22 protein-coding genes and 1 tRNA gene are annotated in these 21,651 nt (G+C 67.5%); 7 read left to right on the top strand and 16 right to left on the bottom strand.

Annotated elements, in window-relative coordinates; genetic code table 11:
* Positions 1-21: 21 nt before the first annotated feature.
* Together D6T64_RS21970 and D6T64_RS21960 are read left to right on the top strand one after the other, a co-directional pair.
* Positions 22-97: transfer RNA gene (locus D6T64_RS21970), tRNA-Lys, on the top strand.
* 916 nt (positions 98-1,013) lie between these two features.
* Positions 1,014-1,403: a VOC family protein gene (locus D6T64_RS21960; RefSeq protein WP_119976802.1), complete on the top strand. Its 390-nt coding sequence runs from the start codon at positions 1,014-1,016 to the stop codon at positions 1,401-1,403.
* A 6-nt stretch (positions 1,404-1,409) separates the two neighbouring features.
* Here D6T64_RS21960 and D6T64_RS21955 read toward each other — a convergent pair whose 3' ends face one another.
* Positions 1,410-2,189, bottom strand: a complete 780-nt coding sequence (locus D6T64_RS21955) for a response regulator (RefSeq protein WP_119976801.1) — start codon at positions 2,187-2,189, stop codon at positions 1,410-1,412.
* Entirely contained in the window at positions 2,182-3,879 is a 1,698-nt protein-coding gene (locus D6T64_RS21950; RefSeq protein ID WP_119976800.1) for a sensor histidine kinase, read from the bottom strand. The genes D6T64_RS21955 and D6T64_RS21950 overlap by 8 nt, the downstream gene beginning before the upstream one ends.
* A 218-nt stretch (positions 3,880-4,097) precedes the next feature.
* On the opposite strand from D6T64_RS21950, the gene D6T64_RS21945 reads away from it, so the two are divergent.
* The 4 genes from D6T64_RS21945 to D6T64_RS21930 all read left to right on the top strand — a co-directional run bounded on the left by D6T64_RS21945 (position 4,098) and on the right by D6T64_RS21930 (position 9,230).
* Positions 4,098-5,513, top strand: a complete 1,416-nt coding sequence (locus tag D6T64_RS21945) for a cation:dicarboxylate symporter family transporter (protein WP_119976799.1) — start codon at positions 4,098-4,100, stop codon at positions 5,511-5,513.
* 469 nt (positions 5,514-5,982) lie between these two features.
* The gene (locus D6T64_RS21940) at positions 5,983-7,275 is read left to right on the top strand and encodes a quaternary amine ABC transporter ATP-binding protein (protein ID WP_119976836.1); all 1,293 of its coding nucleotides are present in this window, start codon (positions 5,983-5,985) and stop codon (positions 7,273-7,275) included.
* A complete protein-coding gene (locus tag D6T64_RS21935; RefSeq protein ID WP_119976798.1) occupies positions 7,272-8,183 on the top strand; it encodes an ABC transporter permease in 912 nt (303 codons plus the stop codon). Before D6T64_RS21940 ends, D6T64_RS21935 begins: the two co-directional genes overlap by 4 nt.
* A 150-nt stretch (positions 8,184-8,333) precedes the next feature.
* Positions 8,334-9,230, top strand: a complete 897-nt coding sequence (locus tag D6T64_RS21930; RefSeq protein ID WP_119976797.1) for a glycine betaine ABC transporter substrate-binding protein — start codon at positions 8,334-8,336, stop codon at positions 9,228-9,230.
* Positions 9,231-9,301: 71 nt separating this feature from the next.
* On the opposite strand, the gene D6T64_RS21925 is transcribed toward D6T64_RS21930, so the two are convergent.
* From D6T64_RS21925 to D6T64_RS21880, 10 genes are all read right to left on the bottom strand, one after another.
* Positions 9,302-9,760 (bottom strand): pyridoxamine 5'-phosphate oxidase family protein, encoded by a 459-nt coding sequence (locus tag D6T64_RS21925; protein WP_119976796.1) that lies wholly within the window; start codon positions 9,758-9,760, stop codon positions 9,302-9,304.
* A gap of 39 nt (positions 9,761-9,799) precedes the next feature.
* A complete protein-coding gene (locus D6T64_RS21920; RefSeq protein WP_377010381.1) occupies positions 9,800-10,234 on the bottom strand; it encodes a glyoxalase superfamily protein in 435 nt (144 codons plus the stop codon).
* A 57-nt stretch (positions 10,235-10,291) separates the two neighbouring features.
* Positions 10,292-10,666, bottom strand: coding sequence for a DUF1801 domain-containing protein (locus D6T64_RS21915; protein WP_119976795.1), 375 nt, complete (start codon positions 10,664-10,666; stop codon positions 10,292-10,294).
* A gap of 215 nt (positions 10,667-10,881) precedes the next feature.
* Positions 10,882-11,895 carry an FKBP-type peptidyl-prolyl cis-trans isomerase gene (locus D6T64_RS21910; protein WP_119976794.1) on the bottom strand — a complete coding sequence of 338 codons (1,014 nt, stop codon included), beginning with the start codon at positions 11,893-11,895 and terminating at the stop codon, positions 10,882-10,884.
* Between the two features lie 96 nt (positions 11,896-11,991).
* Positions 11,992-12,585 (bottom strand): energy-coupling factor transporter transmembrane component T family protein, encoded by a 594-nt coding sequence (locus D6T64_RS21905; RefSeq protein ID WP_119976793.1) that lies wholly within the window; start codon positions 12,583-12,585, stop codon positions 11,992-11,994.
* A 30-nt stretch (positions 12,586-12,615) separates the two neighbouring features.
* On the bottom strand, positions 12,616-13,308 hold the full coding sequence (locus D6T64_RS21900; protein ID WP_119976792.1) for an energy-coupling factor ABC transporter ATP-binding protein: 693 nt from the start codon (positions 13,306-13,308) through the stop codon (positions 12,616-12,618).
* Positions 13,305-13,982 carry a biotin transporter BioY gene (locus D6T64_RS21895; RefSeq protein WP_119976791.1) on the bottom strand — a complete coding sequence of 226 codons (678 nt, stop codon included), beginning with the start codon at positions 13,980-13,982 and terminating at the stop codon, positions 13,305-13,307. The genes D6T64_RS21900 and D6T64_RS21895 overlap by 4 nt, the downstream gene beginning before the upstream one ends.
* A gap of 45 nt (positions 13,983-14,027) precedes the next feature.
* Positions 14,028-15,947 (bottom strand): glycoside hydrolase family 15 protein, encoded by a 1,920-nt coding sequence (locus D6T64_RS21890; RefSeq protein WP_119976790.1) that lies wholly within the window; start codon positions 15,945-15,947, stop codon positions 14,028-14,030.
* A 152-nt stretch (positions 15,948-16,099) separates the two neighbouring features.
* Entirely contained in the window at positions 16,100-16,693 is a 594-nt protein-coding gene (locus D6T64_RS21885; RefSeq protein WP_119976789.1) for a hypothetical protein, read from the bottom strand.
* Positions 16,694-16,860: 167 nt separating this feature from the next.
* Entirely contained in the window at positions 16,861-17,046 is a 186-nt protein-coding gene (locus D6T64_RS21880) for a hypothetical protein (RefSeq protein WP_233551513.1), read from the bottom strand.
* Positions 17,047-17,166: 120 nt separating this feature from the next.
* On the opposite strand from D6T64_RS21880, the gene D6T64_RS22755 reads away from it, so the two are divergent.
* Positions 17,167-17,328: a hypothetical protein gene (locus D6T64_RS22755; protein ID WP_158594940.1), complete on the top strand. Its 162-nt coding sequence runs from the start codon at positions 17,167-17,169 to the stop codon at positions 17,326-17,328.
* On the opposite strand, the gene D6T64_RS21875 is transcribed toward D6T64_RS22755, so the two are convergent.
* The 4 genes from D6T64_RS21875 to D6T64_RS21860 form a co-directional block, all read right to left on the bottom strand.
* Positions 17,311-17,784 (bottom strand): DUF1990 family protein, encoded by a 474-nt coding sequence (locus D6T64_RS21875; protein ID WP_119976788.1) that lies wholly within the window; start codon positions 17,782-17,784, stop codon positions 17,311-17,313. The two genes, D6T64_RS22755 and D6T64_RS21875, sit on opposite strands and share 18 nt — an antisense overlap.
* 29 nt (positions 17,785-17,813) lie before the next feature.
* The gene (locus tag D6T64_RS21870; protein WP_199719258.1) at positions 17,814-18,878 is read right to left on the bottom strand and encodes a zinc-binding dehydrogenase; all 1,065 of its coding nucleotides are present in this window, start codon (positions 18,876-18,878) and stop codon (positions 17,814-17,816) included.
* 142 nt (positions 18,879-19,020) lie between these two features.
* Positions 19,021-19,950, bottom strand: a complete 930-nt coding sequence (locus tag D6T64_RS21865) for an aldo/keto reductase (RefSeq protein WP_119976786.1) — start codon at positions 19,948-19,950, stop codon at positions 19,021-19,023.
* Positions 19,951-20,010: 60 nt separating this feature from the next.
* Positions 20,011-21,606 carry an ABC-F family ATP-binding cassette domain-containing protein gene (locus D6T64_RS21860; protein ID WP_119976785.1) on the bottom strand — a complete coding sequence of 532 codons (1,596 nt, stop codon included), beginning with the start codon at positions 21,604-21,606 and terminating at the stop codon, positions 20,011-20,013.
* Positions 21,607-21,651 lie beyond the last annotated feature (45 nt).

Below are 21,651 nucleotides of genomic sequence, written 5' to 3'. Positions count from 1 at the left end.
GGTTGAATCGCTGCCTCACATGCACCTCTAGCTCAATTGGCAGAGCAACTGACTCTTAATCAGTGGGTTCCGGGTTCAAGTCCCGGGGGGTGCACCACCAGCCCCGTTTCATCGGCATGCCGCCGCTGAAACGGGGCTTTTTCGTGCCTGCACGCCCGGGCTGGGTCTGAGACCCCGTCGCTCTGCGCTCGAAACTTAGCTCGTGCGCCCGAAAATTGCGCGCTTCTGCGGTCGTGCGCCTGAAAGCTGCTGGTGCTCCGCACACGTGCACACTCTGGTGCGCTCGAAACCTGCTCCTGCGCCCGATACGGGCCTGCTCACGGGTTCATGCGCTTCACAACTGCTCGTGCGGGTGGCAGGCCAGGCGCACGAGCAGTTTTCAGGCGCACGGGCCGATCAGAACGAGACTCGTGCCGCGACGTGTCACAGATGGCCCCATGGTGTCGGCCTCCGGCCACGAAGTGTCACAGATGGCCCCTTCAGAGTGGCTCGAGCTCATCGCCAAGGGGCGATCTCTGCCACTTCGCCCGCGAAGTGTCACAGAACGCCCCTTGACGAAGAAATACGGCCGCGAAGTGTCAGAGATGGCCCCTTCGTTGGCCTTCATGGGGCAATCTGTGACACCTCACGAGCACCATGGGGCAATCTGTGACACCTCGTGCCCGCGAGCCCGCGAACCAGCCCGTTGGTCGCGGTACTTGGGCCAACGCTCCGGCCCGTCGGCGAGCGAATCCCCAGCGCCCTTCGTTCCTGCTCCAGGCCAGGACTCGCGCACCACCGTGATCCGCCTGACCTGCCTGACCTGCCTGACCTGCCTGACCTGCCTGACCTGCCTGACCTGCCTGACCTGCCTGACCTGCCTGACCTGCCTGACCTGCCTGACCTGCCCGACCTGCCTGACCTGCCCGACCTGCCCGACCTGCCCGATCACACTGATCTCAACCGAGCCCGCAGGTGGCCGCCAACCCTGCGAAAATGGATGCACCACCACGAGCAGGTCAGAGGGAGTCCCCATGAGAATCACCATCACGAGCGTGCTCGTCGACGACCAGGAGAAAGCCCATCGGTTCTACACCGAGAAGCTCGGCTTCGTGACGAAGCACGATGTTCCCCTGGGCGAGGATCGCTGGCTGACCGTCGTGTCCCCGGACGACCCGGAGGGCACCGAACTGCTCCTCGAGCCGAGCGGACACCCCGCCGCGAAGCCGTTCAAGGACGCCCTCGTCGCCGACGGCATCCCCTTCACCCAGTTCACCGTTGACGACGTCGCCACCGAGTACGAGCGGCTGCTCGCCCTCGGGGTGCGCTTCACGCAGGAGCCTCTCACCATGGGGCCGGTGACCATCGCGGTGCTCGATGACACCTGCGGTAACCTCATCCAGATCATTCACCAGGCGGGTTAGTGGCCCTCAGGCCCGCCATCGGTACTCGTTCTCGGGGCGGCCCGGGGTGCCGTAGCGCGGCGACCGCAGCACGCTGCCCGAATCGGCGAGGTACTCGAGGTAGCGACGGGCCGTGACCCGGCTCATGCCGAGCTGGTCGGTGATCTCCGACGCCGACAACGGTTCGTTCTGCTGTTGCAGGAAAGCGACGACCCTGGCGAGGGTGTCATCGGCGAGGCCCTTGGGCCGGGTCGCGCTCGCGGGGGAGCGCAGGCTCGCGAAGGCCTGGTCGACCTCGGACTGGTTAGCGACCGTTGCGTGCGCGTTCAGCTGCGTGCGAAACTCGCGGTAGCTCGTGAGCTTCTTCGCGAACGTCGCGTAGGTGAAGGGCTTGATCAGGTACTGCACAACACCCGCGGCGATGGCGTTGCGCACATTGTCGAGTTCGCGCACCGCGGTGATGGCGATGATGTCCGTGGTCAGGCCGGCCGCGCGCATCCGTCGGCTGATGTCGAGGCCGTGCTGGTCGGGCAGGTTCATGTCCATGAGCACGAGGTCGATCGGCGTGCCGGCCGCCTCGGCGGCGGCGAGCTGGCGCAACGCCGCCTGCCCGGTGGCGGCGGAGCCGGCCAGCACGAACCCCTCGAGGCGCCCGATGTAGACGGCGTGGGCCTCGGCGGCGAGGGGTTCGTCTTCGACGACGAGCACCCGGATCAGGTCGGCCGCGCCCGCCGTTCCGGCTGACCCGGAAACGCCGGCGGTCCCGGCCGCTGCGGACAACGTGGGGTCAGACGTGTCGTCAGACATGGGGGATCTCCTCGGGAACGCCGACGCGGGCCGCCGCCGGGATGGTGACCGTGAAGACCGCACCCGTCAGGGCGTCGCTCATTCCGCGGCCGATGGTGAGCGTGCCACCGAGACGAACCACGGCCTGCCGCACGAGCGCGAGGCCCAGCCCGCGGCCATAGCTTCCCGGCTCCTTCGTGCTGAACCCCAGCCGCAGAATGTCCTCGGCCGCCTGCGGATCGACGCCCGGCCCGCTGTCGCCCACCTCGATGATGACGGCGCCGTCGGTTTCGCTCACCCCGACGTCAACGCGGCGCGGCCGGACCCCCGAGGCGGCAGCGGATGCGGCGGCATCGAGCGCATTGTCGACCAGATTTCCGAGCACGGTCACGAGGTCCTGCACCGAGAGGCCCGAATCGGTGAGGTTGCCGGACGCGGTGACGTTCAGCGCGATGCCCAGTTCGTTGGCCTGGGCGGCCTTGCCCATGATCAGGGCGCTGATGACCGGTTCATCGACGGAACTGAGCATCTCGTCGGTCAGCTGCTGGCTGAGCTCGAGGTCCTGGGTCGCGAACTCGAGGGCTTCCTCGGTGCGCCCGAGCTCCATGAGCGACACGATCGTGTGCAGGCGATTCGAGTGCTCGTGGGTCTGCGCGCGCAGGGCTTCCGACAGGGTGCGCATCGACTGCAGTTCGTTGCCGAGGGACTGCAGGTCGGTGTGGTCGCGGATCGTGACGACGCGGCCCATCGGGGCCGGGGCACGGCGCATCCGCTTCGCCCAGCCCCAGCCGCTGACCCAGCCGCTGCGGCCCGACGTCTCGGCGGGTTCCTGGCTGACGACGAGAACGCGGGTCGCCGTCAGATGGATTTCGTCGTGGGCGGCCCGTCCGCTGCGCAGCAGTTCGTCGAGGCTGGCCGGCAGGCCGAGGTGCGGCAGGCTGACCGGAATGCCCGCGGAGGGCGTGCGCGGCGCAATTCCGAGCAGCCGGGCGGCCTGGTCGTTATAGAGCAGCAGGGTGCCGTTCGGGTCGACGAGAACGAGTCCCTCCCGCACCGAGTGCAGCACCGAGTCGTAATAGACGAAGAGTTGCGCGAGCTGCTCGGGCCCCCACCCGAGAGTCACCCGGCGCAGGTAGCGGCCGAGCAGCAGGGACACGATCGACCCCGCCGCGAGCAGGCCGAGCGACAGGCCGAGTACGGCTGGAAGCCGGGCGTTGAGGGCGATCGTCACGCTGCTTGTGGTCGTGCCCGCTGCGACCAGGCCGTGCACGATCCCGGCGTCATCGACGATCGGCACGACCGCTCGTACCGACGGCCCCAGCGTGCCGGTGCTGACCTCGGTCAGCGGATTTCCGGCGAGGGCGGTGTCGATCGCGCCGATGTACGGCTTGCCGATTTCGGATGCCGTCGGGTGCGTCCATCGGGTACGGTCGGGGGCCATGATCGTGATGAAGTCGAGCCGCGCATCCCGGGTGACCTGGAGGGCGTAGGGCTGCAGGGTGCTGCTCGGATCGCTCGACTGGCTCGCGGCGAGGGTCAGCGGGCTGTCGGCGATCGACGTCGCGATCGCGAGCATGCGGCTCTCGGCGTCGTCGAAGCCGCGGTCGCGGGCATCCACGAAGGCTGCCGTGCCCACGAAGGCCGTGAGCACCACGATGAACAGCGCGTGCGCCCAGAACAGGCGGCGCGCAATGCTCCAGCCCTTCACCACGATGCTCCCTATGCCTGAACGTGCCCGCCTGAACGTGCCCGACTGAACGTGCCCGACTGAACGTGCCCGCCGAACGTGCCCGCGTGAAACTGTCCGCCGTGACCAATACGACCGCAACCGTGACGGATGCCGCCACCTCGACCACTGTATAACCCAGTAGCAGCACAGCATGGAGGTTCCACTCGGAACGCCCTCAAGCCTAGACAAAGGAGTCTGCCATGGCATCGTCAGCATCCGCTCGTACGACCGAGACCGGCGGCAAGAAACCCCGCAAGCGCCTCGACTCGTCACACTTTCTCTACATGGCCGTCATCGTCGCCGTGGTGCTCGGCATCGCGGTCGGCCTCATCTGGGGCGGCCCGGAGGGCTTCGCCGTCGGCCTCAAGCCCCTCGGCGACGCGTTCATCGCTTTGATCCGCATGATGATCTCGCCGATCATCTTCTGCACGATCATTCTCGGCATCGGTTCGATCGCCAAGGCCGCGACCGTGGGCAAGGTGGGCGGGCTCGCGCTCGGCTACTTCATCGTCATGTCGACCTTCGCACTCGGCATCGGCCTGGTCGTCGGCAACCTGATCCACCCCGGCGAGGGACTCAACATCCAGGGCGCGACCTACGAAGCGCCCGAAGCGGCTGACACCGAGGGCTTTCTGCTCGGGATCATCCCGACCACGCTGGTCTCGGCCCTGACCGCGGGCAACATTCTGCAGACCCTGTTCGTGGCCCTGATCGCCGGCTTCGCCCTGCAGAAGATGGGCCCGGCCGGACTGCCCATCCTGCGCGGCATCGCCCACCTGCAGGCCCTCGTCTTCCGCATCCTGATCATGATCATGTGGCTCGCCCCGATCGGCGCCTTCGGTGCGATCGCCGCGGTCGTCGGCGCGACCGGCATCCAGGCCATCATCAGTCTCTTCACCCTCATGATCGCCTTCTACATCACCTGCATCCTCTTCATCGTGGTCATTCTCGGCGGCATGCTCAAGATCGTCACCGGCGTGAACATCTTCAAGCTCATGCGCTACCTCGCCCGCGAGTACCTGCTGATCTTCTCCACGAGCTCGTCCGAGGCAGCCCTGCCGCGCCTGATCGCCAAGATGGAACACCTCGGCGTCTCGAAGCCGGTGGTGGGAATCACGGTTCCGACCGGGTATTCCTTCAACCTCGACGGCACGGCGATCTACCTGACCATGGCGTCGCTGTTCATCGCGACGGCGCTCGGCCAGCCGCTCAGCCTGCCGGAGCAGATCGGCCTGCTCGTCTTCATGATCATCGCGTCGAAGGGTGCCGCCGGCGTCAGCGGTGCAGGCCTCGCCACCTTGGCCGCCGGACTGCAGGCCCACGCCCCGCAGCTCGTCGATGGCGTCGGCTTCATCGTGGGCATCGACCGCTTCATGAGCGAGGCCCGCGCGCTGACCAACTTCACCGGCAACGCGGTGGCTACGGTCGTCATCGGCAAGTGGACCAAGGAGATCGACATGCCCCAGGTCGACCGGGTGCTCAACAAGCTCGAGCCCTTCGACGAGTCGACGATGCTCGCGCACAGCCACTTCACCGAGCCGGCCGCGCACGCCGCAGCCGAGCCCTCCGAAGCGGATGCCTCCGCCGCGTCGAAGAAGGTGACCGCCGGCGTGTAAACGCCCCGCGCTCGAACCCCGTAAGACCAGTGGATGCCGTCCGGTGCAGTGACCCGGGCGGCATCCGCTCTGTCGGCGTGAGGCACCCATTTTTTCGGTGCACCGAAAATGTTTCCCGGCGTCGAAATGTGACTGTGCTAACTTATATATGTACCAACACGAATTCACCGAGGACGCGCAGGCGTAGCCCCCATTTTCATGGAACAGCCGTATGCGTATGGTGAGGACCTGATGAAGTGATCCCATGATCGCTCCTGCTTCGCCGGTGGCGCCGAGGCAGTCAGCGCCTACCCGTCCGACACGAGCGAATGCCGCGACACCCGCACACGGGTTGTCTGCGTGCCCTCAGAAACCCGTGAGCGACATTACCCACACTCCCGAAACCGTGCCCGCGACCCCTGTTGCACCATCGGAGATCGCCGTGAAAGCGGATCACCTCTACAAAGCGTTCGGGCGACGCCCGCACGAGATGGTGAAGAGAATCGCCGCCGGCGCCAGCCGCTCCGACGTCTCTAACCTCGGAGTCGCAGCCGTCATCGACGCCTCCTTCGAGGTCAAGCGCGGCGAGATCTTCGTTGTCATGGGCCTGTCCGGCTCGGGCAAATCGACCCTCATCCGCATGCTGAACGGCCTGTGGGAGACCACGAGCGGCACCGTGACCGTCGGCGGCACCGACATCACCGGTATCTCCGCCGCCGAACTGCGCGACGTGCGCCGTCAGAGCATCTCCATGGTCTTCCAGCACTTCGCCCTGCTGCCGCACCGCACCGTGATCGACAACGTCGCCTACGGCCTCGAAATCCAGGGCATGGGGCGCGTCGAACGCCTCGCCCGGGCCCAGACGATCATCGACCTGGTCGGACTCGGCGGCTGGGCCGACAACCTGCCCTCGGAACTGTCCGGCGGAATGCAGCAGCGCGTCGGCCTCGGCCGGGCCCTCGCCGCCGACACCGACGTGCTGCTGATGGACGAGGCGTTCAGCGCTCTCGACCCGCTCATCCGCCGTGAAATGCAGGAACAGCTCATCGAGCTTCAGGAAGCCCTCGGCAAGACGATCATCTTCATCACCCACGACCTCAACGAGGCCATGTTCCTCGGCGACCGGATCGCGGTCATGCGAGACGGCCGCATCGTGCAGATCGGCACCCCCGAAGAGATCCTCACCGACCCGGCCAACGACTACGTCGCCCAGTTCGTGCAGGACGTCGACCGCGCACGGGTGCTCACCGCCACGAGCGTCATGGAGCCGGTGCGTTCCGTCGTCACCAAGACCGCCGGACCCCGGGCCGCACTGCGCACGATGCGCGACCTGCAGACATCCGTTGTCTTCGTGCTCAACCGTGATCGCAGCTTCGCCGGCATCGTGCGGGACCGCGACGTGCTGAAGATGGTCAAGGCCGGCGACACCGACCTGCGCACGATCATTCGGGACGACGCCACCACGGTCTCGCCCGACACCGCGCTCGTCGACCTGGTCGAGCCCTCGGTCGGCAGCGACCTGCCGATCGCCGTCGTCGACGCGAAAAACCGCCTGCTCGGCGTCATTCCGCGCGTCACCCTGCTCGCCGCCATCGGCAACGTCACGACCAACACGGGCACCCTGCCCATCGTCGAACCGCCGTCGACGGTGTCGATCAGCATCATCACCGAAACCCTGCGCGATACCGAAACCCACACCGAAACCCATACCGAAGCCCTGACCGAAACACCCCGCGTCACAGAAACTCCGCGCGATACCGCGCTGGAAGGAGCCGAAGCGTGAACGACTTCAGAATTCCCCTCGGCACGTGGATCGCGAGCTTCATCGACTGGATCACGGTCACCTTCGGGTTCGTCTTCGACTTCATCAAGGTGATCGTCGACGGCGCCTTCGGGGGCGTCAACTTTCTGCTCGTTGCCCCGCCGTTCTACGTGATCATCGCGCTCGCGGCGGCCCTGGGGCTCGCGACCCGCGGCTGGAAGTTCGCGGTCGGAACCGTGATCGGCCTCGGGCTCATCCTCGGCGTCAACCAGTGGGAGAACGCGATGGCCACACTCGCTCTCGTTCTCGTGGCAAGTATCATCGCCATCGCCATCAGCATCCCGCTCGGTGTCCTCGCGGCCAAGTCCTCCGCCGCGTCGAGCATCATCCGGCCGATCCTCGACTTTCTGCAGACCATGCCGGCCTTCGTCTATCTGGTTCCGGCACTGATCCTGTTTCGGGTCGGCGAGGTTCCCGGCATCGTGGCGACCATCATCTTCGCCATGGCCCCCGGGGTGCGGCTGACCGAACTCGGCATCCGCGGCGTCGACAAGGAGGTCGTCGAGGCCGGCCAGGCCTTCGGCGCGAGCCCGTGGCGCATCCTGCGTCAGATCCAGTTGCCGCTGGCGACGCCCACGATCATGGCCGGCATCAACCAGGTCATCATGCTGTCGCTTTCGATGGTCGTCATCGCCGGTATGGTCGGCGCGGGCGCGCTCGGCGGCGAGATCGTGGCCAGCCTGTCGCGCCTCGATGTCGCCCTTGGGTTCGAAGCCGGTTTCGCCGTGGTGATCCTCGCGATCTACCTCGACCGCATTACGGCCGCGCTCGGCACGGGGGACACCCCGCTCGGGCGCATGCTCGCCCGGCGCAAGGCTCCGGGCCTGCCTGCGGCATCCGTGTCGGCACCCGCACCCGCCCTGGTCTAGAGCCCTGGTCTCGAGCGCGATATCGAGCCTCTCCCATACTGACGGATGCCCCGCATCCGTTTCCCCTGTGCGCCGGCTCCCTGCGAACCGGCGTACGCACCAAGAGTCAATCCCCAGTCACCCGCAGCGGGTGGCACGAAAGGTAGACACATGAAAATTCGTTCAACACCCCTCATCGCGCTTGGCGCGGTCTCGCTCCTCGCCCTCGCGGGCTGCTCGTCATCGGCGGAAGCCGAAGTGGAGACCGCGTCCAACGGCGACCAGCAGGACATGAGCCTCGCTGTCTTCAACGGTTGGGACGAGGGTATCGCCGTCTCCGAACTGTGGAAGGCCATTCTCGACGAGAAGGGCTACAACGTCGAGCTCGAGTACGCCGACGTCGCCGCCGTCTACGAAGGCCTCTCCTCGAGCGACTATGACCTCACCATGGACATCTGGCTGCCCGACACCCACGGCGAGTACCTCGAAACCTACGGCGACGAGATCACCGACCTCGGCGCCTGGAACAACGAATCCAAGCTGACCATCGCCGTGAACGAGGATGCTCCCATCGACTCGCTCGCCGAACTCGCCGAGAACGCGGACCTGTTCAACAACCAGATCGTGGGCATCGAGGCCGGGGCCGGCCTGACCGCCGCGACCGAAGACCGCGTCATTCCGAGCTACGGCCTCGAGGGCATGGAGTTCACGACCTCGTCGACCGCGGCCATGCTGACCGAGCTCAAGGCAGCCACGGACGCCGGCGAGAACGTCGTCGTGACCCTCTGGGAGCCGCACTGGGCATACGGTTCGTTCCCGATCAAGAACCTCGAAGACCCCGAAGGCACCCTCGAGTCCGTCGAGAGCCTGCACTCCTTCGGCAGCGCCGACTTCTCCGAGAACTTCCCGGAAGCCAGCGGCTGGATCGAAGGCTTCGAGATGGACCTCGAGCTGCTGTACACGCTCGAGGAAGCCATGTTCGTCGACTACGACGGTTCGGACTATGCCCCCATCGTCGCGCAGTGGATCGAAGACAACCAGGAGTACGTGGACGGCCTCACCAGCTAGTCACCGTTCGTAGCTCAATCAAAAGGCCCGCGTCGAGTGACGCGGGCCTTTTCGTGCGTGCTCGGGCGCGGTTACTCGCGCACGACCTTGCTCCAGCCGCGCCCGTCGTGCCACGACTCGATCACGAGGTGCGTGTTGCTCGCGTCGACGTAGGTGAGCGCGACCTCGTCGAGGTCGACGGTGAAGCTCGACGCCCCGGGCGGTTCGTCCGGTAGGGCCGCAATCGCAACGAGCCGTCCGGCGATTTTGGCGTCGCCTTCCCACGCCGAGGGCTCACCGGCCGGCGGCTCCAGCGTGGGGCAGTGGATGGCGACGCGTGGGTCCCGCAAAACGTCGTGCAGTTTATGGGAGTGCGGCATCATGCCGAGGGTGATGCGCCCGTCGCTGAAGAGGAGCTCGGTGCCGCTGATACGCGGCCCGCCGTCTTTGCGCAGCGTCGCAATGGTTTTGTTGGTGCCCGCGTCGAAACGTTCCTGCACCCGGGCGGCGAACGCCGGGGCATCCGCTTCTACCTGCTGCCATGTTGCCATCGCCGAATCCTACGCCTACTCGTGGGCCAACGCGCAGGTCTACGACTGCGCGTAGTTCGGCAGTTCCTGCAAGGCCCAGGTATTGCCGTCAGGATCGGCGAAGTAGACGAAACGGCCCCATTCCTGCTCGTCGACCTCGCTCGCCTCGACGCCGCGGGCGAGCAGGTGGGCGCGCGCGTCGTCGGCGTTCGGGATGACGACCATGAGGTCCCGCTGCGAGCCGGGGGTCATGGTCGTCAGGCCGGTGCCGATGACGATGGAGCAGGCCGAACCGGGCGGGGTCAGCTGCACGAAACGCAGGTTCTCGTTCACCTGGTGGTCGTGGTCGGCGGTAAAGCCGACCTGGTCGACGTAGAAGGCCTTGGCCCGGTCGACGTCGGTGACCGGGATCGAGACGACCTCGATGCGCCAGTCCGTGATCGGGGCGGTTGCAGCGGCGCTCTGCCGCAGGTCCTCGTCAATCATGCGGTCCATGATGATCCTCTCGGGAACTCGTCAAGAGGACAGTATTGCCCGAGTGAGCGCGAGCCGCTAGGACGCGTTGAGCTCGCGCAACTGGCGCAGCCAGTCATCGAACAGGGCCGCGTCGACGTCGTCGGCGACGCGCAGTTTGACCGAACCCATTTCGGCCCCGCCGCTCGCATCGAGCTTGCCCGAGGCATCCTCGATGCGCTGGCCGCGCCAGAGCAGCAGGGTGACGAAGTTGGCGTACGCCTTGAACCCCGCGACGGGAACTCCGTCAGCCAGCCAGACCGGATGTCCATGCCACAGTTGCGCGGTCGTTCCCGGCAGTCCCTCATCGAACTTCGCGCGCAGCGTTGCGGCGATGGAACCGAGCGGCTCGGCGATGGCGGCGATATACTCGTCGATCGTCTCGGGCTTGGGGGTGGCCGGGATTGCGTTCATGGTCTCAGTCCGTGTGGTCGGGGTCGGGGTCGTCGTGACGTTGGAGCTCAGGGGGTTGCCTCTTTCAGAGTGTTTCAGGGTATTACAGAGTGACTGGCGCGGCACCCGAATGGGTCGCGCTCGTCTCTCCACCCTGTCACGTTCCGGGCCGCCTGTCACGGCGGGCGGCCCGGAGTGGCGCTCACGCGCCGGGTCGTGTGGCTCTTCGCCGGCTGTTATTCCGTGGTGGCGGCAGGGTACGTGACAGCCACGATATCGAGCACGAAGACGAGCGTGTCGGTGGCGCTAATCAGGTCGCCGGAACCCGCTTCGCCGTAACCCTGGTCGGGGGGAATGACGGCGAGCACCTGCGAGCCGACGGTCTGGCCGACCATGGCCGCGCCGAAGCCCTCGACCACGCCGGTGGTCGGGAACTGCACGAGCCCGGCGTTAGCCCAGGACGAGTCGAACTCTTCGCCGTTCTTCCAGAGCACGCCGGTGTACTCGAGGGCGACCGTATCGCCCGAGGCGACGACGGCGCCGTCACCGGTCTTGAGGGTCTCGATCTTCAGGTCGGTCGGTGCCTCGGCGTCGGGGATCGTGATGCTCGGTGCGCCATCTTCGGCCAGTTCCACGGTGGGGAGGCCGTCAACGGCGGCCTCGTCGGTTCCGGTCGCCGTCTGGGGCACGATGCTCTTGACGTCCATCACGAAGACCATGGAGTCGTCGGCGGTGATGCCGAGGTCGGTCTGGCCGGCCGTGCCGAAGGCATCGGCCGGGGGGATGACCACGGTCACGCGGTCGCCGACGACGGCGCAGTTGACGGCGCGGGCGAGGCCCTCGAGCTCCTGCGTCTCGTCGACGTTGATGTAGGCCGAGGTGGCGGTGTCGTCCCAGCCGCTGGTGATGATGGGTTCGCCCGTGGTGGCGCTGAAACCGATGAGGGAGACCTCGACGAGCCGGTGGGTCGACGCCTCTTCGGTGCCGGTGCCGGCAATGGTGACCGTGCGCTCGGTGTCGGTCGCGGTCAGCGGGGATTCGAAGCTGACGACCGGTTCGGCGCCAAAGTCACCGGTGACGTCGATGGAGTCCGAGGCGGAGCCGCTCTCGGTGCACTCCTCGGTCGACGCGTTCGCGGCCGCGTTCGTCGTGGTGTCGGTGCTCTCGGTGTCGCTGGTGCAGCCGGTGAGAACGAGAGCCACCCCGAGGATGGTGGCGATGGCGGAAATCTTTAGGGCAAGTTTGGGCACGACATTCTCTCTGCAGAGGGCGGGTGAGGCTCCACTACCCTGTCACGTTCTGGCTATGAGTGGGCTGAGGGTGCCTGGGGCGGTGGCTGGGGTGGGTCAGTCGTCGACGCCCCGGGCCGCGAGGGCCTCGCCGAGGGCATCCGCGGCATACAGGGAGCGCACGATCACCGGAACGGCGAGGGCCCGCAGGGTGCCGCGGGTGCCGCGGGCTGTGCGGGCTTCGAGAACCTCGCTCACGATCTCGGTGACGAGCGGAATGCAGCGGATGGTCAGCGCCACCAGCAGACCCACCCGCTCGGCGTCGATCCAGCGCGAAAACGGTCGCAGCAGCTGGTCGAAGGCCTCGAGCACCGCCGTGACCGTGGTCGTGAGGGTGAACAGGGCGGCGAGGGCGACGGCGATCAGCAGCCGCCCGGCCATCAACCCGGCGACCAGCCACCCGGCGAGCAGGGCCTGAACGGGGACCGCGAGCAGCAGCATCCATAAAATCGGGGCGATCTGGCGAACGGATGCCTTCAGCGGTACCCCGGCGATGATGAACAGGGCGACGACCACGATCAATGCGACGCCGAGCTGGCGGGGATCGCCGAACAGGGCGACGACTCCGACGCCGAGGGAGAGCAGCAGCAGTTTCAGCAGGGTGGGGGCCCGGTGGATCAGGGAGGTTCCCGGGCTGTAGAGGCCGATCACGAGAGCAGGGTTGTCACGACAGCAGGGTTGTCACGACAGCAGCGCGCGGTAGGCGCCGAGGGCGATCGCGGGCCGGTCGTCGGCGACAACCTCGCCGTTCTCGACCACGATGACGCGGTCGAAGTCGTCGAGCAGGTCGAGCTGGTGGGTGACGACGATGAGTTGCTGGCTGAGGGTGCGCAGGAGTTCCTGGATGCGACGGGTGTTACGGGCGTCGAGCAGGGTGGTCGGCTCGTCGGCGACCACGATCGCGGGCTCGGCGACGAGTACCGCGGCGAGGGCGAGCAGCTGCTTCTGTCCGCCGGAGAGCCGGTGCGCGGGGCGGTCGGCCAGCGCGGTGAGGCCGAACCTGTCGAGCGTGCGCGCGGTGCGTTCGGCGATCTCGGCGGCGCTCAGGCCGCGGCGGCGCAGGGTGAAAGCGACATCCTCTTCGACCGTGGGCATGACGATCTGGTTGTCGGGGTTGGTGAAGATGAAGCCGACCCGGCGCCGCACCTCGCGGGCCTGCTTTTTCACGCTGAGGCCGTCGACGGTCACGCTGCCCTCGGTCGGTGTGACCAGGCCGTTGATCATGCGCACGAGGGTGGACTTGCCCGAGCCGTTGGCACCGACGATGCCGATGCGGCTCTCGGTGAGGGTCAGGCGGATGTCCCGCAGCGTGTACCCGGACGCGGCTGCGCCCTCGAAACGGTGCGAGACCCGGTCGAAGGTGATCGAACTCACGCGGTGGTGCTTGTGCTGCCGGTGGTGCTGGCGCTGCCGGTGGTACTGCCGGCGTCGGCGGGGTTCCGGGGGCGGCCGATGCGGGCGATGAGTCCCGGGTAGGCACGGTGCACCTGGCCGGCGACGAGCACGGTGACGACGACCTTGATGAGGTCTCCGGGGATGAAGGCGACGTTGAGGCTGGCCGCGGTCCACAGTGGCAGGCCGAGGTTGAAGGCCATGACGGGGATGCCGAGCAGGTAGACGGCGCCGATGCCGCCGAGGATCGTGGCCCCGAGGGCCGGCCAGAACGGGTATTTGGGCATCAGCCGGGCGGTGAGGTGGCCGATCACGAAGGCTCCGAGCAGCCAGCCGTACAGGTAGCCGGCGGCCGGGCTGACGGTGAAGGGGCCGATTCCGCCGCGCCCACCGGCGAGCAACGGCAGTCCGACCGCGGTCAGGGCGAGGAACAGCAGCAGCGCGAGCGTGCCCTTGCGCGGTCCGAGGATCGCGCCGGCAAGCATCACGCCCATGCTCTGCAGTGTGATCGGCACCGGGCCGATGTTGAGGGGGCCGGCCAGACCGAGCGCGGCGATCAAAGCGGCGAAGATGGCGATCTGGGCGAGGTCGCGGGCAGGCAGCACGCGGCGGGCGCGGCTGGGGCGGTCACTGCGAGCGTGGATGGTGTCGGTCATGGTTTCCAACTTAGAATTCGACCGGCACCCGCCGCTGAAGAATACCTACAACAAAAGGTGCTGATCTGTGGAGGTCGTCATCTGGGGAGCGGCGCCGGCGGCGATGGCATCCGCTGCCCGCACCAGCGCGAGGTGGGAGAGGGCCTGCGGGGTGTTGCCCATCTGGTGGCCGCCCGGCACGTCGTACTCCTCGGAGATCAGGCCGACATCGTTGACGAACCCGAGCAGTCTGCTCATGAGCGCGTTGGCGTCGTCGGCGCGCCCGGACCGGGCGTACTGCTCGACGAGCCAGAACGAGCAGGCCAGAAACGGATGTTCCCCCGGCGGCAGGCCGTCGACGGTCGCGTCGGGCTGCGTTTCGGAGTCGGTGCGGTAGCGCAGCAGCAGACCGTGCCGCAGCAGAGTCCGCTCGAGGCGGGCGACGGTTCCCAGCATGCGCGGGTCGGTGGGCGCGCAGAAGCCGACCTGGGCGAGCACGAGCAGGGCGGCATCCGCTTCGGTGCTGCCGGGGTCCTCGGTGCTGCCGGAGTCTTCGGTGCTGCCGTAGTACTGCGTGAAGCTGTTCAGTTCGGTGTTGAAGCCATTCTCGTCGATGTCGCGTCGCACCTCGTCGCGGAGGGCCGTCCAGCGCTCCAGCGGGCCGGGCAGGCCGCACTCGGTGATGCCGCGCACCGCACGGTCGAAGGCCGCCCAGACCATGACCCGGGAATGGGTGAAGTGGCGTGCGGGGCCGCGCACCTCCCAGATGCCCTGGTCGGGGCGGCGCCAGTTGTCCTCGAGAAATTTCATCAGGGCGCGCTGCAGCGGCCAGGAGAACTTCGTTTCGGTGACTCCGGCGGCGCGGGCGGAGTGCAGGGCGACCATGACCTCCCCGATCACGTCGCTCTGAAACTGGTCGACGGCGCCGTTGCCGACCCGCACGGGCGCGGCGCCACGGTGCCCGGGCAGGCTCGTCAGGGAGCGCTCGGGCAGGTAGCGCTCGCCGGAGAGCCCGTACATGATCTGCACGTCGTTCGGGTCGCCCGCGATCGCGCGCAGCAGCCAGGCCCGCCACTCCTCGGCCTCCTCGGCGTAGCCGTGGGAGAGCAGCACCTCGAGGGTCAGGCTGGCGTCGCGCAGCCAGACATAGCGGTAGTCCCAATTGCGTACGCCGCCGGCCTGCTCGGGCAGAGACGTCGTCGCCGCGGCGACGATGCCGCCGGTCTCCTCATGGGTCAGGGCGCGCAGCACGAGCATGCTGCGCACGACCTGGTCGCGCAGCGGGCCATCGTGGCTGCAGGTGCGGGCCCAGCCTTCCCACCAGGCGGCGGTGGTGCGCAGGGCCGCGTCGACGTCGATCGGGAACGGGATCGGCTGGTGGGAGGGATACCAGGCGAGCTGGATATCAACCGTCTCGTTGGCGGTCACCGTGAACGTCGAGCGGTGCCGGTGGTCGTCGGCGTGCATCTTCGGCCCGCGCACGACGATCGCGTCGGGGCCGGCGACGGCAATCAGGCCGTGCCCGTGGGGTCCCGGGGAGGCGCCTTCGCTGTGGTCGAGCTGGCGCACCCACGGAACGCTCGTGGCGTATCCGAAGCGGATGCGCAGGTCCTGCGTCATCTCGACGGTTCCGCTGATGCCGCGCACGCGCCGCACGACGTCGGCCCGGCCGTTGCCGTGCGGCATGAAGTCGGTGACCTCGACCCGGCCGGCGGGGGTGGTCCAGACGGTGGTCAGGATGAAGGTGGTGCCGCGGTAGGCGCGGGTGGCGGTGGTGCCCGCGGGCGGGGCGGCGGCATCCGTCGTCAGGGCGGAGGTTGGCGCGAGCTGCCAGCGCCCGTGGTTCGGGTCGCCGAGCAGGGCGCCGAACATCGAGGCGGAGTCGTAGCGGGGCAGGCAGAGCCAGTCGATGCTGCCGTCGCGCCCGACGAGGGCGGCCGTATGGCAGTCGCTGATCAGGGCATAGTCCTCGATGTTGAGTGCCATGCAGCTATTGTGCCTCAGGGGGCACCGTGAGCGATGCGGCGGGGCCCGCCCGTGTCGAAAAGCGGTGAATTCGACGCCAAGTCGCTGAATAGCGGTTCAACTGGCGGGTATTTGTCGGCCTATCCGCTTCTCGTGCGCGGTGCCTGCCACCGTTAGCGCCCAGTCGCCCCAGCGCGCACGGGAGCGAGGGCCCGAGCCGAATCCGGTTCGGCCCAGTGCGTGACCGGGCGCGGGGCCCACGGCAGGGCTGTCGGCTCGGCGGGCTCGGTGATCGGGGTCGTCAGGGTCGACGTCGAGACGGGCGCCGCAGTGGGGGGAACGGCGTCTGACGCGGTGTCGCGGGCTGGCACCGCGGCGGAGAGAGCGGGGGCCGGAGCCACATCAGCGCTGGCACGCGCGGTAGCCGTCTGCAGGGCGGAGCTGAGCAGACGAGCGATTTCCTGGGCCTGGAGCTCGTGAAAAAAGACCTCGGTGTCGTCGCTGCTGCGGGGAACGAGCGTCCAGATGCCGTCGGTGCCGATGAGGTGGTTCAGCTGGCGGTGCAACAGGTCGGTGACGGCGTCGGCGCTGAGATCCACGGTCGCCGGGTCGGGCACCGTCGAAGCAAATGCAGGCGAAGCGGATGCCGGCGAAGCGGATGCCGGCGGCTCCGGCTCGGTGAGCTTGAGCGCGCCCAGGTTCAGGGCGCGCAGCTCGAGTTCCCGCGCTTCGGCCGCGCGGGCCGCTCGTCGTCGTCGACCAAACATGAGGGACCCCTTTCACGCGGCAGATAACCACTGTGTCCCAGTGTGCGCCACGGATGCCTCAGGGACGGCAGACACGCCGCGCCGACCCGCGAGTGGCTATACTCAGCACTCGCTTGTCGGGGCCTCGTGTCCCGAGCCCCGCGTACCGAGCCTCGTGTGCCGGGCGGCTACTTCTTGAGCGGCTTCTTGTTCTCGGTGTCCGCGCGGCGCTCGTTGGACTCGTCGATGACGGTGCCGACGGCTGCGGCGACGCTCAGCAGCCAACCGGCCCAGAGCAGCGCGAGGCGCCAGTCGCGCGGGCCGCTGCGGGTGGCCTGAATGGTGTTCCAGCCACCGGCAATTACGCCGATCATCGCACTATTAAACAAAAACTTTCGCATGTGGGCCTCCGCGTCCACCGTACCCGTTTGAGCCGAAAACCCAAGGCCTTGGCGCACCCATTGCGACCGCGCCGGGGACGTTACCCTTGACGCATGGAATTCTTCTTCGGACTCTTTCTGGTGGCCGTGCTCTTCTACGTGCTGTACGTCGTGGTGAGAAAAGCCGTCGCGGCCGGAATCCGCGATGCAGACGAGTCGCGGCGCGAGGACGTCGAAGTCCGAAACGAGGCCGGCACCTTAGGCGAGCGACCGTAGGTAACGTCTCCGCGCGACCCGTTGCGCGACCCGAAGTAGCGGGTAGAGGGCTCGCCATGGCTGCTGGGGGGCCGCCCGGGTGAGCGATCGCACGGTGAGACGCACCTCGTCCTCGTGGCGGTGCACAATGAACGCCTCCTCACCGCTGACCGGATGGCCGGGCAGGGTGCGGTAAGCGAAGCCGACCCGGTCTGGTTCCACGACGACAGCGACGACCTCCACCGGCTCCACGACGGTCACCCCGAAGGCCCGGGCCGTGACGATCACCCGGTCACCGGGCGAAACCGCGCCGGTGCAGTCGACGGAAAACCCGCTCGCGGTCTTGACTCCCCAGCGCAGCACGCCGTGGGAGGCGCGCTCCCACAGGGCGCCGCCAGTGCCGACGACCGAGGTCGCCTCGGAGCGACGGTACCGAGGATCGCTCCCGGACCACTCGACACGGTCAGGATTGGTCATGGGGCCTATCTCGTGCAGGTCCACGGTGGCTACTCGGGGAGGAGCACGATTTTGCCGACGTGGCGGCGGGCGGAGAACTCGGCCTGGGCATCCGTTATCGCCGTCAGGGCAAAAGTTGCGCTGATCTGGGGGCGGATGCCGCCGATGCGAGCGAGGTCGACCAGACCCCGAAAATGCACCCGCGTGTGCATTGATGAGCCGATCAGCTGGATGTTGTGCAGGTAGAGGCGGCGCAGGTCGAACTCGATCACCGGCCCGGCGACCGCGCCGGCGATCACCCAACGGCCGTTGTCCTGCAGCAACGGCATGAGCGCGGCGACGCCCGGGCCGCCGGCGATGTCGGCGACCACGTGCAGCCCGTCGGGGGCCGCGGCGCGGATCTGGTCGGCAACGTGGCGGGAGTCTCGGCTGAACGTCAGGGCTGCCCCGTTGGCGAGCACGACATCCGCTTTGGAACCGCTCGTGATGGCGAGCACGTGGGCGCCGCGAGCCGACGCTAGCTGGACGAGGGCGAGGCCGACCCCGCCGGATGCCCCGGTCACCAGGACCGTTTCGCCAGGCTGGACTCTGGCGCGGTCGAGCATGGCCATTGCGGTGCCGAAGGCGACCGGCAGGCAGGCGAGCTGTTCGTCGGTCAGCGGCGAGTCGTGCACGTCGTGGGCGTGCGCCGCGTCGACGGCGACGTACTGGGCGAAACCGCCGTCGGCTTCGCTGCCGAGGTAGCCGGTCGGGGAGGCATTCTCGTCGTCGGTCGGGTACAGCGCGGGGTCGATGAGCACCCGGCGGCCGAGCAGCTGGTCGCCCACGTTCGCGCCGACCTCGGTGACGACGCCGCAGATGTCCCCGCCCTGGATGCGCGGAAAGTCGAAGTCCCCGAGCCAGCCGGCCAGCGCCTTCGGGTCTTCGGGCCGGCCATAGGCGCCCTGACGGGTCCACAGGTCGGTGTTGTTGACCGCTGCCGCGGTGACCTTGACGAGCACCTCGTTGGGTGCGGGTTGTGGCCGAGGCCAGTCCTGGTGGAGCTCGAGTACCTCTGGGCCGCCGAACCTCGTGAGTACGACGGCCATCATGGTGTTTGTCTCGGTATGTGCCATTCGACAAGCCTGCCAGTGTCGGCGGACGCGTGTGCGGCCGAGGGAGGATGAGACGCCGAAAATTGGTCGAATCGTCCTCCCTGCGACGACAACCGGTGACATCGTCCTCCCCACGACACTGGCGGGCAGCGGATGCGGCGGGTCAGGGCAGCTGGTGCCCGGCTGCGGTGAAGAGGCGGTACCACTCGGGACGCGTGAGGGGGATATCGGAGCCGGCGGCGGAGTCGAGCAGGTGCGACACGTTGGTGGTGCCGAGGACGACCTGGATGTGGGCCGGGTGGCGGGTGATCCAGGCGACGGCGATGGCAGCCGGGGACACATCGTACGCGGTCGCAATCTCGTCGAGCGCGGTGTTGAGTTCGGGGTACCCGACGCGGTCGCCGAGGAACACCCCGTCGAAGAAGCCCTTCTGGAACGGCGACCACGCCTGCAGGGTGATGTCGTTGAGGCGGCAGTAGTCGAGGATGCCGTTGTCGCGGTCGACGGACTGGTCGAGGCCCGCCATGTTCGCGGCGACGCCGGCGGCGATGAGCGGCGCGTGGGTGATGCTCAGCTGCACCTGGTTGGCGATGAGCGGCTGGGTCACCGAGCGCTTCAGCAGCTCGATCTGGCCGGGCGTGTGGTTGGAGACGCCGAAGTTGAGCACCTTGCCGGTGCTGTGGAGCTCGTCGAAGGCGGCCGCGACCTCGTCGGGCTCCACGAGGGCGTCGGGGCGGTGCAGCAGCAGCAGGTCGAGGTAGTCCGTGCCCAGCGCGGCAAGGGACTCGTCGACCGTGCGCAGGATGTGTTCGGTCGAGAAGTCCCAGAAGCCGGCGCGCAGTCCGACCTTGGACTGGATCGTGACGCTCGCTCGTTCCGCGGCCGAGAAGGTGATCGCGTCGCCGAAGCGCTGCTCACACTCGTGCGGGTGGCTGCCGTAGACGTCGGCGTGGTCGAAGTGGGTGATGCCGGCGTCGCGGGCGGCACCCACGAGCGAGCGAATCTGCTCGTCGTCCAGGGGGACGATGCGCATCAACCCCAGGATGATGTTGGAGACTTCGAGGTTCGTGTTGCGTAACGTCATTGTTTTCATGGACCCAGTCTGCACGGTTCCCTCCTGCGTGCAGCCTGTACGGCCCGCCGGTGTGCGCCGTTAGGCGACGCGCACGTCGATCTCGCCGACGTCCGCTCCGTCGGCGCCGAAGACCAGGTAGCGGTTGGCGATCTTGTCGCTGAAGAAGCGGTCGTGGCTGACCACGATCACGGCGCCGGGAAAGTGCACGAGGGCGCGTTCCATCACCTGGGTGCTCGACATGTCGAGGTGGTTGGTGGGCTCGTCGAGCAGCAGCACAGAGGCGCCCGAGAGCAGGCACTGGGCCATCGCTACGCGGGCGCGCTGCCCGCCCGAGAGGTTGCCGATCTTCTGCTTGAGGTCGGCCTCACTGAACTGGAACATGGTGAGGAACCGGTTCACCGATTTGCGCGTCGACGTCAGGGCGAGGCTGCCCGGCATCGCGTTCACGGCGTGGCTCACGGTGTCGGTCTCGTCGAGCTCGTCGAGCACCTGGTTGTACGACACGACGGCGGCACCGGATGCCCACGCCACCTCCCCGGCATCGGCTTTCTCTTCGCCGGTCAGTACCCGCAGCAGCGAGGTCTTGCCACTGCCGTTCGGGCCGAGCACGACGATGCGGTTGCCACGGCGCACCTCGAAGCTGAGGCCTTCGAACAGCAGTTTGTCGCCGTAGCTCTTGGCGAGGCCTTCGACGCGGCAGAGCACGTCCTTGACGTGCAGGCCGCCATAGATGTCGGTGATGATCGTGTCGACTGGCCGCGGGGTGCGGCTCTTCTTGATGTGGGCGAGCTGGTTGCCCAGCTGCCGGCTCTCGGCCTTCGCGGCCTCACGGCGGTCGGCGATGCCCTCGGCCTCGAAGGCGAGCAGCTCGGATTCGTGCACGAACTGGGCCTCGAGGGTCTTGAGCCGGAACTGCTTCTGCACGATGTACTCGCCGAAGTTGCCGGGGTACTCGTGCAGGTGAAAGTTTTCGACCTCGATGATGCGGGTGACGACGGCGTCGAGAAACTTGCGGTCGTGCGAGACGACGATGGCCGCGCCTTTAAAGTCGCGGAACCAGGCTTCAAGCCACTCGACGCCGGCGACGTCGAGAAAGTTGGTGGGCTCATCGAGCAGCAGAATATCGGGGGCCTCGAGCACGATCTTGGCGAGGGCGGCCCGGTTGCGCCATCCGCCCGAGAGATCGTCGATCGCGCACACCCGGTGGGCGGCGTTGAAGCCGAGGGTGCTGAGCGCGGTGTCGATGTGGCGCTTGTAGTCCCAGCCATCGAGGCGGTCCATGTCTTCGAAGAGTTCAGACTGGCGGTGGATCAGCGTGTCGAGGGCCGCGCTCGCCGAGGAATCCGCGGCGATGGCCACGTCGATGGCGGCGAGCTCGGCCTCGACGGCCTTGACCTCCACGAACAGGGCATCGAGCACCTCGGTGATCGTGGACTGCCCGTTGAGTTCGGAGAACTGCGAGAAGTAGCCGATCTTGACGCCCGGTTCGAGGGTGATGGTGCCGGTGTCGGGGGAGACCTGCTCGAGGATGAGCTTGAGCATCGTCGACTTGCCCGAACCGTTCTTGCCGATCAGCCCGACCCGGTCCTTTGGTTCGAGGCGAAAGAAGGCCTCGCGCAGGATCTGGGTTTTTTCAAAACTGATGCTGACGTCGTTCAGCCTGATCAGGCTCATGCTGGTCCTCCCGGGAGTGCCGCGAGGGTGTCGCGAGTCCTGATT

This window comes from Cryobacterium melibiosiphilum (assembly GCF_003602235.1).
Classification (GTDB): Bacteria; Actinomycetota; Actinomycetes; order Actinomycetales; family Microbacteriaceae; genus Cryobacterium; species Cryobacterium melibiosiphilum.
The sequence above is the reverse complement of the archived record's forward strand: the minus strand, read 5'-3'. Positions and strand labels throughout refer to the sequence as shown.